Source organism: Kosakonia sp. WA-90, from assembly GCF_039871955.1.
In the GTDB taxonomy this organism is placed as follows: Bacteria; Pseudomonadota; Gammaproteobacteria; order Enterobacterales; family Enterobacteriaceae; genus Kosakonia; species Kosakonia oryzendophytica.
In genome coordinates this window covers 385,381-400,198 of sequence record NZ_JBDPLJ010000001.1, presented here as the reverse complement: position 1 = coordinate 400,198, position 14,818 = coordinate 385,381, and the positions used below count along the sequence as shown (strand labels likewise).

9 protein-coding genes are annotated in these 14,818 nt (G+C 53.9%); 4 read left to right on the top strand and 5 right to left on the bottom strand.

The genetic code is table 11. From position 1 onward, the window contains the following. Positions 1–5: 5 nt before the first annotated feature. The 5 genes from ABGA49_RS01755 to ABGA49_RS01735 all read right to left on the bottom strand — a co-directional run bounded on the left by ABGA49_RS01755 (position 6) and on the right by ABGA49_RS01735 (position 8,870). Complete coding sequence (locus ABGA49_RS01755; protein ID WP_347665046.1) at positions 6–1,835, bottom strand: hypothetical protein; 1,830 nt, start codon at positions 1,833–1,835, stop codon at positions 6–8. Between the two features lie 75 nt (positions 1,836–1,910). Further along, the gene (locus tag ABGA49_RS01750; protein ID WP_088237468.1) at positions 1,911–4,055 is read right to left on the bottom strand and encodes a hypothetical protein; all 2,145 of its coding nucleotides are present in this window, start codon (positions 4,053–4,055) and stop codon (positions 1,911–1,913) included. Positions 4,056–4,076: 21 nt separating this feature from the next. Then, positions 4,077–5,513, bottom strand: coding sequence for a hypothetical protein (locus tag ABGA49_RS01745; protein WP_347665045.1), 1,437 nt, complete (start codon positions 5,511–5,513; stop codon positions 4,077–4,079). A gap of 2 nt (positions 5,514–5,515) precedes the next feature. After that, positions 5,516–7,267, bottom strand: a complete 1,752-nt coding sequence (locus tag ABGA49_RS01740) for a hypothetical protein (protein WP_347665044.1) — start codon at positions 7,265–7,267, stop codon at positions 5,516–5,518. Between the two features lie 4 nt (positions 7,268–7,271). Beyond that, entirely contained in the window at positions 7,272–8,870 is a 1,599-nt protein-coding gene (locus ABGA49_RS01735) for a hypothetical protein (protein WP_347665043.1), read from the bottom strand. 830 nt (positions 8,871–9,700) lie between these two features. On the opposite strand from ABGA49_RS01735, the gene ABGA49_RS01730 reads away from it, so the two are divergent. Genes ABGA49_RS01730 through ABGA49_RS01715 form a run of 4 tightly spaced genes read left to right on the top strand, consistent with a single transcriptional unit; the run spans position 9,701 to position 14,783 of the window. Beyond that, positions 9,701–11,308 (top strand): ABC transporter substrate-binding protein, encoded by a 1,608-nt coding sequence (locus ABGA49_RS01730; protein WP_347665042.1) that lies wholly within the window; start codon positions 9,701–9,703, stop codon positions 11,306–11,308. Then, on the top strand, positions 11,286–12,248 hold the full coding sequence (locus tag ABGA49_RS01725; protein WP_061495533.1) for an ABC transporter permease: 963 nt from the start codon (positions 11,286–11,288) through the stop codon (positions 12,246–12,248). Before ABGA49_RS01730 ends, ABGA49_RS01725 begins: the two co-directional genes overlap by 23 nt. Further along, entirely contained in the window at positions 12,241–13,104 is an 864-nt protein-coding gene (locus ABGA49_RS01720) for an ABC transporter permease (protein WP_347665041.1), read from the top strand. The genes ABGA49_RS01725 and ABGA49_RS01720 overlap by 8 nt, the downstream gene beginning before the upstream one ends. Then, complete coding sequence (locus ABGA49_RS01715; protein ID WP_347665040.1) at positions 13,101–14,783, top strand: ABC transporter ATP-binding protein; 1,683 nt, start codon at positions 13,101–13,103, stop codon at positions 14,781–14,783. The genes ABGA49_RS01720 and ABGA49_RS01715 overlap by 4 nt, the downstream gene beginning before the upstream one ends. Positions 14,784–14,818: the final 35 nt, after the last annotated feature.

The window sequence follows — 14,818 nt, the reverse complement described above, 5'->3', positions numbered from 1 at the left end:
GTTCCTTAAATGAGTTTGGCAATATCGATAAAATCAGCATCCGTGGTGGTGTTGATGCGCGGATCGTTACCGTTGCTGTGATCCGGCTGAAACTCGACCAGGATTTCCAGGGCAATGGTGCGGCAGTCGGCGTTCAGTTGGTCGGCGGAGAATGACTGCGGGTTCTCGCCATCTTCAGTAAACATCTGCATCTGCTGGAGCACGGGACCATCAGGCCCGCTGTTGTAGCTGAGAAACACTGTGGCTTGTCTGACAACCTGCCAGTCAAACCCGGCGGCAACCTGTAATGTGCGTTGCGGGTAGAGTGCCGAAAAAATGAAAACATCCTGCCCGATAGCCTGACTCAGCGTGGCCGGGATATGCGGGGCGTTGGCGGCATTGCTGTACTGCTTGGTGACGTCAAACTGCCAGAGATCCGTGTCCGGAAGCATCAGCGGGTAATTGACGTGCGTGGTGTGTTGATCGAGCAGAAAACTTTTCGCAATGCGATTGTTTTTCTGCCGCAAATGCTGGCAGATGACGGTGACCAACACCGAGTCATACCAGTCCCAGTTAAAGCGCGACTGCGTTTTGATCGTAAAGTCATAGCGCGCATATAACGATTCGACGTCGAGGAAGACATCTCCCAGCGAGGTGCTCATCGGCCCGGAACTCACGCTCGCCAGGCCGCCAATGGGCTGCTGGAAATAGACCGTAAACTGATAACTGACCGGCCAGATCATTTCGCCGGTGTTGGGATCGAGAAGGCTGGGGCGGGTAAAGGTTTGCGGCTGTGGCGCGGCGGCGTTGAACTTGAGTGCCTGGTTCTGCTTGCCATAGGTCATGTTTGCCACCACCAGCAGAATATTATCGTCAAGCTCCGGGTTGAGCAGATGCACGTTGACCGTACGATGAGCAAAAAAATCATCTTTCAGATCAATGAGTTCAATCACGCGTTGTGGCTGATAATCGCTGTTTTCGACCAGCACACCCAATAGCGCCTGCGGGTAGAGGGAGCGCTTGACGGCGGTGGTTTCCGAAAGCTTCGCACTCAGGCGTCGATTATCCGTCTCCTTCAGCGAGACCTGCTGTAAATAAAAGCCAAAACGGGGTGGTGCCTCGGGCGCCTGATGGGCAAATGCCGGCGTGAAAAATTCACTGATTAAAATATCTGTCAACTCTTCACCGGCCTGAATAATATGACTGTCGGGATCGCTCTGGCGGGTCTTAATCTTGACAGTACGCTGGCTAATCAGCGTCGAGGAAATATCCTTAATATCAACCGATAAAATAAGGATGTTAAATCCCACGCTGGTTTGTAAATAGTCGTACACCTCCTGCCAGTTTGCTTCCAGCTCAAACGTTGAGGGCGGTAATTGTTGCAAATAATCCACTTTATAACTTACGGCAACAGGGGCGGACTGCGGAGATCGTAATAACGCCACCAGTACTTCAATATCCTCTTTTTTCGCTATTCTGCCGAATAGATAACAGACTTGCTCATTGCTCAGCGAGGCTCTGTTCGGTTGCTCAGGCAGTATGCCAGGAATATTTAAGGTTGCCGTACAGGCTATCGCCTGCAAGGGTTGCAGTACGGCATCCGGCGGGATCGCCGGACAGGATCTTGCCGCTGCCTGCGCCGCAGCCTGACTGCTGGCCAACTGCGTTTGCAGTGACAGCATGGCATAATACACATCGTCCGGGTCGCTGCTGTTGCGAAAGACCTGCAACTGCACGGCGGGCGTGTTGTCGGTATGAAGAATGCACGTCGGCGTGGCCGCAATATAATAAAATATCGGGCGCTCCACCGCGGCAGGAATAAAAGCAATATTGTTCTGAATAATGATATTGGACATGGCAGTTGTCCATCTTAATAAAGAGAGACCGTCGCCAGGGAATGCATCAGCGCATTACCCTGGCGGGAAATATCGCTAGCACTTAACAAAAACAGTGGTGCCGGTGAATTTATCCTCAATCTCTTTTTCCGGTTTTTCGTTATAAACAATGGTTGCTTTATAACTGTATTCAGCCTCGTTACCGGCCTCATCCGCCATGACTTGCACAGTGAGTGATTTGACGATGGTTTTTTTGTTCTCCGGGAACTCATCTACCGTCAGATTTTTGGTGATTTTAAAATGGTACCGCGGATAGTCGATATACAAGTCGAAGGAGATAAACGCCACGTTTTGTTCAGGGATCTGGAACACAATGTTAAAGTTCTGCTGCCGTGGCAGCGCGTTTTCGATCTGGATTTGATTGGCTTTGGTAGTGGCATAATCCGGCATCTGCGAACTGGAGTCTGAACCCGGCGGCACATAGGTCAGTTTACTGCCATCGACAGTGTGGTAGTCGGCGGTGAAGAAGATCGGTTCTTCCTGTTTGATCCCAATCGGATAAATATAGGGCTGTGGCGGGTTTTTCTCGGTAACGATTTGGTTTACCGGGTTCTCTTCAATGCCATGTTTGGGATCGGAATACTGCGTTTTAACCACCACCTGCTCGAAGATTTTCCAACCCGCCGGTGAGATCAGCGTGGCGATATCTGCATAGACGATACCGCACTGGGCGACGTTGATGGTTTCCACCAGGCTATCCACCACTTCGATCGGCCCGGAATGGTAGGGTTTGGCATGGACGCCGGAGAAGTTCACCACGTAGGAGTAGCTGTAGACGCGACCGAGTTTCTGGTCGACATACCAGTAATCCGTTTTTTTCGGCTTATCGTCATCTCTGTCGAAGGTCAACGTAGAGGCTTTATCGCCATATTTCACCGTGACGATAACGTTTTCAATGTTGTATTTCGCCAGGTCGCGGGTGACATAGAACTCCGGTTGCAGGTGACTGTAGAACGGGTCGTCCAGATCGTACTCTTTAAAGTAGTCCTCCAGTTTTTCACCTTTCTTCAGGAGCGAAAGAATTGAGGGGAGTTGCGTTTGCGGCGCGATGGTAAAGGAAACCACGGCGTTTTCTGAATAGACGCGGCTGAAACTTTGGGTATCTTTCAGGCTCTCTTTGAACTTATCGAAGCCGCCAGCATCGTTCAGCAGGTTCAGGCTCATATCCAGACCGGTCTGGCTACTGAGGATCTGCTCAACCTGTTTCTGCCCCCACAGGCGAAGCGACTCTTTCCAGGCGAGGTACTGCTCCTGGCTCATGCCCAGTTCCTCTGCCCCCAGGTCGATCTCCACTTTGGAGGTGATGGCCTGCGCGTCGAGGTATTTTTGCTCGATTTTCTTCTCATCAGCGGACCAGGTGTGGCGATCGATCTCTTGCGTCACCTCTTTGGTTTTTTCGCTGCTATAGCTGACGGTAACGCTTGCCGCCGGGAGTGAGGCATCCAGCGTGAAGTTAAAGCGGACGCCAACGCTGGCATTTTTTTCTGAGCCTTTCAGAACCTGTTCGAATAGCGTGGCGCCTTCACCGGTCAGCGACAGGCTAAATACGGTATCGTTGTCACCCAGGCCCGATGGGGTCAACACCGTGGGGATCTCCCGGTAAAACGCTTTGTTATTATCGAGGATCAAGGTGGCCTGCGCAGTGGTATAACGCGGCTGTTGCAGCTTTATCTTTTTCGCTTCATCGGGCATCAGACGGTTTAAGAATTGATCATCGCCTTTGCTGGGGTCGTACAACTCCTCATAGACACTGGCCTGCTCGGCGGTTAAGCCGGTGTTTTTCAGCGCGGTATCGCGATCTTTTTCTTTCGTTTTGTTGGTCGGATCGTCTTTAAAGGCTTTATTGGCCTTCACATACTTCACAATCAGCGTCGATTTAGCGCTCAGCTGCCCTGAAATATTGTTATAGAGCAGGGCGCGGATCTTATCTTTCATCTCCTCCGTGGGCTGGGGCAGGTTAACGGTAAACTGCGCATAGCCGCCTTGCTGGTCGGTGCTGCGGTACTTGTAGAACATAAACTGTGGTCTGCCGTCCCGGGCGGAAAAGACGGGAATTTCGGGCACGACGTAAAAAACGTTCTTGTCATTACTGTCGGCATAGCAGGTATAGGCATATTCAGTGAGGCCTAAATAGCTGCTGACGGGAATTTTGACAGATTGCTGCAATGCGGTCGTTAACATGTGCGTTTCCTCTCAGTGATGTTACTTGATGTACTGCAACACGATGGGGCTGACGGTGGACTGCTGTGGACCTGATTCATATTTCTTCGACCAGTGAGACGCCGGTACGCCCTCCCAGCGATACTCAATGCGCCCGTTCAGGTTTTCGGCATGGGTATTCAACAACCAGGTGCTTTGCCACTGGTTGCCGGAGAACTGAAAACTGGTGGAGACTTTTTTCAGCGAAGAGGTGGCAGGGATCCAGGTGGCGCTGCCGTTGATGCTGGCAAACACGGTTGCCAGATGGCTGGCATCGAACACCACCGTATTCACGCCAATATCGGCTGGCCAGAGGGTAATGTCCTTCTGCCAGAACAATGACTTACTGAAGGTGGAGTAGTCAGCGAAGGTCACCGTCAACGTGATGTCGCCGGGGGAACCTTCGTTCTCCAGCGTGACCGGGGGAAATGAGGGCCACTGCATGGCCTGTGTTTGACTGCCCCAGCGTAATTCGATGGCGGTTATCTTGTACTCGCTGGCTTTAAAGCCCAGTTGTACAGTGCAGCGAGTGTGCTCAACGGGTTTATCGGGTCTTGAGGGTTCCGGCAGCGGTGTTGGGCTGTAGGAGACGATCGTGTCAAAAGGCAACTGACTGAGCAGCGGCGCAAGATCCTGGTCATACTCCAGCAAATAACGCTGCGGCACACTGTGGCTGTAGGTGATGTCGTAAGTGATCTGACTGGGTAACTGATCAATATTGTTTATGTTTTTTAAGGTGTTGCCAGTAAGCAATGCCGCGAGGTTCACCAGTTCGCTGCGTACCAGCGCCTGGGTTTCCGCAGAGGGTGAATTGGCATAGTGGTGAGTGAATGTGATCGCGCCAGCGTCAATTTGCTGATTAATCAGCGCAATCAGTTCCGGCGTCTGGCGGATGCCCTGCGTGACCGCCAGACGTAAAAAAGCGAGCCAGTCTGCGGCAAGCGCGCCGTCTGCCTGACAAATAACCAGAAACGTCGTGAGCGTGTTAAGAAACACCTGGTTCGCCGTTCCCTGAATCGCGCCCGCCAACTGGCTGCTTTCGGCATGGGTCAGCGCCAGTTTTGCCTCGCTGAATTCCAGCCGTCTGGAGGTACCGTCGGCGCTGTTAACAAAGCGCAGACCAAGGGCGATTTGACTCTCGCACTGCATCAGTTGGACGTTCTGCAACCCTGGCGCAATATGCTGTTCGATCCACGCAACGATGGCCCCCCGGTCGACGGGAAGCTGAGGTGAAATAAACGTGGCGAGGCCGCCGCCGGGGCTGGTTATCAGGTGCAGGGCGCTCACCGGCGTATTCTGCATATCCAGTATCAAGTCTGGGGTGAAGCGGCCATAGGCGTACACCGTCGGTGGTTGGGTTTGATCGTGAAAAGCAAACGCACTCTCCAGCAGAAAAAAATCCTGCAATGTTTGCTCCGGGTTGAGGTATTCGGCTGTCATGGTTAGGCCTCTATATCGATCGTCTGATCGCCGCTTACGTAATCTGACCACTCGCCAGCAGGTCGCCTGTAACGAAAACCCGCGGCGAATATTGACGTCACGATCCAGCGATACTCAAAAGTGGGTTGTGAGTGGGTAAACGCATGTGCCTGATCATCGTCCCGTCCCTGCGCCTGAAACAGCAGCTCCACGTAAGGCATCGTTGACGGAAAGTGAACGGTAATCAGCGCACGCTGTGCGCCAAATTGCGGGAAACACCAGGCGCCAATGGTGGTGCTTAACATCACGGGTGTCGGCAGCGGGACGACGCCCGGCCCGGATAGTTGCTCAGCGCTAAGCTGTGCGTGATCCGCCTTGTCGAGTAGCGGATAGCTGAACCACTGCGCTTTCTCCGTTAACAGCACGGGGACTTCCTTATCCTGGCTGTGGAAAATGCCGCTTACCCGGCAGCTGGAGGCAAAGCCGGGATCAATATTGATGGTTAAAAACGGACAGGGTAGCGCGTTGTAGCCCAGTACCAGCGTGTTGCCACTAAAGGGAGTGCGCTCGCCGATCAGAAACTGACGACCGTGCTCCCCAGACCAGGTCATGCGCACCTGGTAGTGATAACTGCCCGTTTCGTCCGGGTTGTTGTTATAAAACTCACAGGTTAAATGGGTGGTCGTTGCCTGCAGTAACAGCGTTTTTGTCTGCTCAGTGGGGTACAACAGCCCGGCCGGGATCGTTATCTGCACATCGATATTGACACCATCGCTCAATCCCGGCGGCCAGGTATAGAACAGATTGAATGTCAGCTTGCCGTCTGGCATCGGCAGCGGCTCGGGATAATGGAGAATAGCGTTGATGTCGACTTTGGCGATCTGTTGCGCGGCGGCAAACGGATCAAGGGTAAAACAGAGCGGGCGGCGGGTGAGTTCCTCCCGGAACAGTTCAATAACATCGTGCCCGTCATTCGGCGTTTTCAGGCCAATCCACGGGGTATTGCTGTCAACAGGGCCAGACCACGGCTGACCGTAGCGATTGTACAACCGGTCAAGTAACGCCTGACTTAAGAGGCGTATCAGCTCCGGATCCGTTGACGTTAACACCGGCATGATGTTAAGCGGAAGCCGGGTAAGATGTTCAGCAAGATACCCGGCCAGTTGCAGATAATTAAAAATCACCCGATTGTCCGCCAGCCGCTCACTGCCTGGTACATTGTCGGCCAGCACGCCAATCAACGTTTTAACGTTCGTGTCGACGGTATAGTCCAGACGCGGGGAGACGCCGATAACCCCGCCATCCATCCGTGCGCGAAAGCCGGTAATACCATCGCGTAGTACTTTTTCAATCAACGCCGCGCTATAGACATCCAGCAGCACAATAAACTGGATATCCTGCGCGGCATACCACGTCGGATCATAGGGTTTGTCGGTCAGCGTGGAGGCGTGGTCAGGTGGTGCACTGAAGCCAAGCTGGTCGGGCGACACTGGCAGCACGCGGATGCTGGAGTCCGGGTGCTGACGGCTGAAATTCACCAGCGTCGTTTTGTCGGCAAATTGCAACTGGCAGGTAAACGCCAGTTTGCCGTAGATCACTTGCAGGCTATAGCTGCGGATAATATCCAGCGCAAACGCCAGCGGTGGCGGTTCCGTGGCAAGAATGGCGCTACTCTGCGGGTAGAGATAGAACACGCCATCTTGCTGGTAATCCGCAACGAAAAGGTGATCGTCGCTGGTGATGATCTGTTGGAAATCCGGATAGCCTTTGTACATGGCGCTATTTCCTCATTACCGCACGGTAATTCTGGTAATCCTGATGCCATTCGTCGGGCAATTGAGCCAGCACATTCACCGGACGCTGGTTGTACTCTTCTTCGTACTGCCACTGCATCTGGCTGTCGCCCACCAGTACACCGTTGGCGTACAGTGTGCTGCGTCCTTCCAGCCCATCGGCAAGGGGATCGTCGGTCGACAGATGCAGGTTATAAACGTCCTGTTCATGGGTTGTTGTCTCAATGGCGTCAATGGTGAACTCACCTTCATGTGTTATCAGGCGGTGTTGCGGCGTCAGTTCCTTTGCCAGCACAACACCGAGGGTGGTGCAGATGGGGTGCCCGGCACTGGCGGTCAGGTTTTGTGCGCCATGTGGCGAGGTAAAATGAAGCACCCGACAATCGGATTCCTTACCGCGAATGACATCTTCCACGCGTAAATAACGCTGCTGCTGGGATAATACCCATTCGCCAGGCACAATCGTTTCGATACTCTTCTGACTGCCATCCCGCATAATGACTTGCGTCCCTTTGGCCAGACAGCCATAAACAATTTGCATGGGCTTTATGGTGAACGTATTAAGAAAACGCTGTTCGGGTAATACATTTTTGGGTGCGTTGGTAATAAAACTGGCTACGTTTTTCCCACCAACGGAAACGCCCATTTTGAAAATGTAATACACATTTTCACCCGATTGAAAATCAACCGTTTTAAACTTCAGCCAGTCCAGGTCCCAGGAAATACTATTGCCATTGATTTGCGTTTTCGGGCTGTTAAACACATTCACATCACTGAGCGGAGTAATAGGATCACCACCAGCCCGCGTGCGAATAAGGTAAATGGCGTTCCAGGCATTTACCGGTTGCCCGCCATTCATGTCAATGTTATTTAAATAGGTGACCTGACCTTTAATGGGAACGCTGACCACGCCGTTATAATCATGCCAGTAATCGCAGTCGGCAGACTCGCGGGTTAAACAAATTTTAATCTGGCTATTCTGTTTCAGATCTGTGGGTGAGGTATTAATGATTTCTTTTGGATAACTCTGCGAGGCAATCACTTCTGCGCCAAAAACCGTTTGCTGATTGATAGTCTGCGCAAAGGTATAAATAACAGCGACGTTTTCTGTATTTTCCTGCGGAGCGCGGGAATAAACACCGCTGGCCTGAATATGGCAATCTGTCGCATTAATATAGGACTTCGTGTAATTTACCGTTCCCACACTGTTGGCATCGCTGTCAAACAGCCCTAACGTTTGCGTGACATTGGTGGCCTGGGTGGGCAGCGATCCCAGCGCATCAGCGGTGTAATTCCGGCCATCCAGGGAGTTGATATCCACAATGCTGTAAACCGGCACCGCGCCGTTGACGCTGGCTTGATCAAGGCTACCGGCGCTGCTTTTAAAGCGGGTAGCGTCGTTCCACTGGCGGCTAAACGCCGGGTAATTGTTCGGCGTGATACCCGCCAGTGCGAGTTGAATAGCATAAAAGCGCACCAGCAAAGGGTCATTGGCATCAATCGCGAATGTGCCTTTGTTGCCGTATTGTGCGATCACTTTTTTGACGATATCTCTGTCGTCATTGGAGTAGCTGAGTGTCGTCATACAATAATCCAGAAAACAAGGGAAAAGGTGCCCCATTCCCATACGGGAAGAGAGGATAATTATGTTTATAAATACCGATTTGTTGCTGTAATAAAAGTGGTCAATAAGCTTTTGCATCAACGTATTATTGATGGCTGGTGTTCATTGTTAAATGACTATTGTGTTTTACACTATTTTGAATAGTGCATTAAGCATGGCTTAAATTGCGTGAGATAAAAACAGATGAAACCCGTTGATTCCCATTGCATTAAACCAGGGTTATTATTACTTTCCGTAATTGATTGCTGCCTGCAATAGCATATATTTTAACGAGCATGTGACTACCTCAGTAATGGTATTTAATCTGCTTCTTTTGCAAGACAGTTTTGAGGTAACTACGTCATTAACAATATGCAGCAATAACAAAAAAAACAACATCGAGAATAAAATAAAAATATTAACTATTTAAATCATGTGGTTAATGTGTTTTGATGGAATTGTTATTGTCGGCTGTCAAAATAGTTTAATGATTAAATAGCCTGCAAATAATGCTGTTGAAACATTGGTCCGGGAGAGGTGAGATATATATGATGTCTGATATAACATTCATTAATGTATACAATATAGATCAGCGAATATGATAACGCGTAATTAGAGAATAGGCATCGTGAATCAGGTTTCGAGCAGACGAATCTGAAAGAAAACGGATTAACAGCACGTCACATCCATGGGGGGCTGACTGACGAGTGCTTATTTCTGGCAAAGGATAGACGTTTTACATCGTTTGCCGGTGGTTTTTTTCTTCCTAAGATGACTTCGCGCCTTCACTACTCAAAAAGGAAGAAAAAGAGATGAAAAAACGTGTCGTTACCGCTGGCCGTATTGTCAGTTTGTCCCTTATTTCCGCCGTCATTCTGGCTGGTGTTGCCTTTCCGGGTTACGCCGAACCGCAGAAAGGCGGCGTGCTGCATGTGGCACTGGGGAGCGATACGCCGATTATCGATCCGTCAATCACCGCCTATTCCGTCACCGCGCTGGTCACTCGCAACGTGGTGGATTCACTGGTGGGCCAGGCGGAAGATAACCGCTTTACACCGTGGCTTGCACAGCGCTGGGAGGTTAACGACAACAATACCGAATACACTTTTCATCTCCGCCAGGATGTCACCTTCAGTGATGGCACGAAATTGGATGCTGAAGCGGTAAAATACAACTTTGACCGAATTCTCGACCCGAAAACCACCTCCAGCTATTCCAAATCGTTGCTGGGCCCGGTGGCGTCGATTACCGCGCCGGATCCGTACACGGTAGTGATCCGTTATAAGTCTCCGTTTGCACCGTTGTTGCAGGGCTTAAGTTTGCCCTATTTAGGTATTCAGTCACCGACCTACCTGAAAAAGAGCGCTAACACCAGTAACACGGTGGTGGGGTCCGGGCCGTTTATTCTTGACGCCTTTGTGAAAGGCAGCGGCAGCCGTCTGAGCAAGCGCGCGGATTATCACTGGGGACCGGGCTACGCCAGTCATCAAGGACCCGCCTGGCTCGATGGTATTGAGTTCAAGTATCTGCCGGAATCTGCGGTACGCCTGGGGGCGCTGAATAGCGGTCAGGTGCAGGTGATCGACGCCATTCCACCGGTGAACTACGCGCAGGTGAAAAATAACCCGAAACTGGATGTCATTACCCGGGAAAACCCCGGTGTGCCGCGCGTCCTTTATCTGAATAGCGACACCGGCATCTTTAGCGATGTCAAGGTGCGCCAGGCGTTCCAGAGCGCTATCGATCGCACATCCGTGGTGAAGGCGGCCTTTTTCGGCATTCTGAAACCGGCGGACAATATCCTCGGGCCTGCGACGCTCGATTACGATCCGTCGATTGCCGGTAAGTGGGGGTTTGATCTGCAAAAAGCCAATCGCCTGCTGGATGAGGCAGGCTGGACGCAAAAAGATGGCGAAGGTTATCGGCTGAAAGAGGGTAAGCGTTTGTCGGTGCAGTTCAGCTACGCCTCCAGCGATGTGGAAGCGGCGGATGTGACGCTGTTTCAGGCGATTCAGTATCAGGTGAAGCAGGCCGGCTTTGAACTGAAACTCGATCCGCTGGATTCCGGCATCCTCAGCAGTCGCACGGCGGCGAATCACTATGACATTATCTCGAACTACTTTGTTCGCCCGGAGCCGGACATTCTGCGCACGGTGTTTCACTCCAACTACATTCCGCCAAAAGGGAACAACTTCAGCCGGGTAAAAGCGCTGGACAGTCAACTGGAGACCGCCGTTGGCGCCAGCGACGCGGAGCGTAAACGCCTCTATTACGCCATCCAGCAGCAGATCATTGATCAGGCGTGGGCGGTGCCGATTTATATTCCGGCGTATCAGTTGGGTAAATCGAAACAGGTGCAGGGTATTAGCTGGGCCACTAACGCGAAGCCGAACTTCTATGATGTCTGGATCCAACGTTAAGCTGCGGGCCGCAGGCAAACGGCTGCTGACCATTTTCGCCGTGCTGTGGGGCGCGGCGACGCTGACCTTTATTGCCGTGAAGTTGATCCCTGGCGATCCGGTGGCGATTCTGATGGGCAGCGCCAACAGCGTCGTGGATGACAGTTTCCGCGAAACGCTGACCCGCCAGTTTGGTCTGGATAAGCCCCTCTGGTTGCAGTACCTGCGCTATTGCGGCGAGGCGCTGACCGGCAACCTCGGGCAGAGTTATCAGTACCGGTTACCGGTGGCGCAGGTGATTGGCGGAGCACTGCAAGAGACCGTTCCGTTGGCCGTGAGCGCGTTAACGCTGGCGCTGCTGTTGGCGGTGAGTAATGCGCTGCTGACTGCCGGGCGCAACCCACGCCTGCGCAATCTGTTGGCCGGGCTGGAACTGATGTTGCTCAGTACACCGGTTTACTGGATTGGCATTGTGCTGTTAAGCCTCTTCAGCTTTAGCCTGCAATGGTTTCCGGTGACCGGTAATGACGGCTGGATGTCGCTGGTGTTGCCCGTTGTCACCCTCAGTTTGCCACTGGCGGCGATGCTCAGCCAGGTGCTGCGCGATGGGCTGGAAGAGGCGCTTTCCCAGCCGTTTGCTGTCACGGTGCGCACGCGTGGCGTCAGTGAAACGCGCCTGCGACTGCGTCATGCGCTGCGCCATGCGTCACTGGCGGTATCGACCCTGACCGGCACGCTGCTGGCCAGCGTGCTGGGCGGCTCGATCCTGACGGAAACGGTCTTTGGTCGCGCAGGGCTGGGCCAGGTCACCCTCAGTGCGATTGAGAACCGCGATATGCCGCTGGTGCTGGGCGTGGTGATGTTCTCTGCGCTGCTGTTTGTGGTGATCAACCTGCTTATCGATGCGCTCTATCTGCTGATCGATCCGCGTCTGCGAACAAGGAGCCACGCCGATGAGTGATTTTCTGCTGGCGGCTTCCCGCCGCGTACGTGCGCGTTACCGCAACCCGTGGCTGACGCCAGGCACCCTCATTCCCTTATTGCTCGTGCTGCTGCTGAGTGTGGCCGTGTGCTTTCCGTCGCTGTTTACCTCTTACCGGCCGGACGACATGGATCTGGGCGCGATTTTACAGCCACCGGGGCCGGTGCACTGGTTCGGTACCGATCAGCTCGGGCGCGACGTCTTTGCCCGCGTGATATATGGCAGTGCGTTGTCGCTGGGGATTGGCGCGGGGGCAACGCTTGTCGCGAGCACGGGCGGCATTCTTCTTGGCACCCTCGCCGGGTTAGCCCCTCGTGCGGTACGCCAGACGCTGGTGCGGTTGCTGGATGTATTGTTGGCCTTTCCCGATCTGTTGCTGGCGCTGCTGGCGATCGCGGTACTGGGACGCGGGCCGGAGAATACGTTACTGGCGGTCGGGCTGGCAGGCATTGCCGGTTATGCACGTCTGGTGCGCGCGCAAGTGTTGCAGGTCCGGTTGTCCGGGTATGTGCAACACGCGGTCGCGCTGGGTGAGTCACCGCTGACGATTATCCTGCGTCATATCATTCCTAATACGCTGCGTCCGTTACTGGTGCTGGCCACGGTTGGAATGGGGTACGCGGTGCTGTCCGCGTCGGCGTTAAGTTTTCTTGGACTGGGCGTTACCCCACCTACGGCGGAGTGGGGGGCGCTGCTTTCCGAAGGGCGTAATTTCCTTGATAGTGCGCCGTGGGTCAGTCTGCTGCCCGCCAGCGTTGTCGCGCTCTCTGTGATTGCCATTACGCTGTTGGGGAGACGTTTGCAAACCATTATGACCAAAGGCGGTATCGAATGAATACAGAGATCCTGCAACAACCGCTACTGCGCGTGGCGCAGCTGAGCGTCAGTTTTCCTTCGCCGCAGGGCGTGGTGGAGGCCGTAAAATCACTTTCATTCAGCGTCAATCCTGGCGAAGTCGTGGCGCTGGTAGGCGAGTCCGGTTCGGGGAAATCGGTCACTGCCCGCACGCTGGTAGGACTGGCAGGCGTTGGTGCGGTGATCCACGCCAGTGCCTTAACCCTGAAAGGACGCGATGGCCAGGCGCAAGATCTGCTGAAGTGCGATACCCGACGCTGGCGGCAACTGCGTGGGCGGGAAATCGGTTTTGTCTTACAGGATGCGCTGACATCGCTCGATCCGTTGCGTCGTATTGGCCAGGAAGTGGCGGAACCTCTGTTGACTCACGGGCTGGCGCGAAAAGCGAAGGTCAGTCAACAGGTGGCAGCGCTGTTGATTCAGGCGGGGATCCCCGATCCGCACAATCGCATGGCGCAGTACGCTCATGAGCTCTCCGGCGGCTTGCGGCAGCGTGCGTTAATTGCCTCTGCGCTGGCGGCCGGTCCGCGTTTGTTGATCGCCGATGAACCGACCACCGCGCTGGATGCCACCGTGCAAAAACAGGTGCTGAAAGTTTTCCGCGCGCTGGCGGATGCCGGGCATGGCGTGCTGTTGATCACCCACGACCTGTCGGTGGTTGCGGATATTGCCGATCGGGTGGTGGTGATGCAACAGGGAGAGGCGGTGGAAAGTGGCACGGTGCAGCAGGTGTTGCATGCGCCGCAACACCCCTATACCCAACGTTTGTTGGCGGCTATTCCGGGCGCGGGCACGCGTGGGCAGTGGTTGACCGGGAGCGATCCGTTGGCGCATACGCCGGTACGTGAGCATGTCGTGACCGGAAGTGCAACGCCCGTGCTGGCGGTGGATAACGTCTCACAGGCGTTTTCATTGCCGGATGGCGGCGTATTGCAGGCGGTGAATAACGTGTCATTGCAGGTGGCCTACGGCGAGACGTTGGGCATTGTTGGTGAATCCGGCTCCGGAAAAACCACGCTGGGTAAACTGATGCTGGCGCTGCAAACGCCACCGCAGGGCGAAATCCGTCTTGGCGGGCAGGCCTGGAGTACATTAACCGAACGTCAGCGGCGTCCGCTGCGTACACGCATTCAGACCATTGTGCAGGATCCGCTCGGCTCCTTTAATCCGCAATACACGGTGGCGCAGTTGCTGCAACAGCCGTTGCGGTTGCATACCACGCTTTCTGCTCCGGCGCGTCTTGCCCGCATCGAAACCTTGCTGACGCTGGTGGGGTTAAGCCGTGATCTGCTGAGCCGACGCCCGACAACATTATCCGGTGGCCAGCGGCAACGCATTTCCATTGCTCAGGCGCTGGCCTGCGAGCCGGACATCCTGATCTGCGATGAACCGGTCTCGGCACTGGATGTGACCACGCAAGCGCAGGTGTTGGATCTGCTGGTGGCGCTGCAAAATCGTCTGCACTTATCGATGGTGTTTATTTCACACGATTTGGGTGTCGTGCAGCATATGAGTCACCGTATTGCGGTGATGAAAGATGGCGAAGTCGTGGAGAGCGGCGGGGTGGAGCAGGTATTCAGCGCGCCGCGTCACCCCTGGACCCGGCAGTTGTTATCTGCCGTGGAGCCGCTGCCGTTACGTCATTATTCAGCCGCATAGGTATCTTCTTCTGGCTTCAATACATCCTGTGGTGG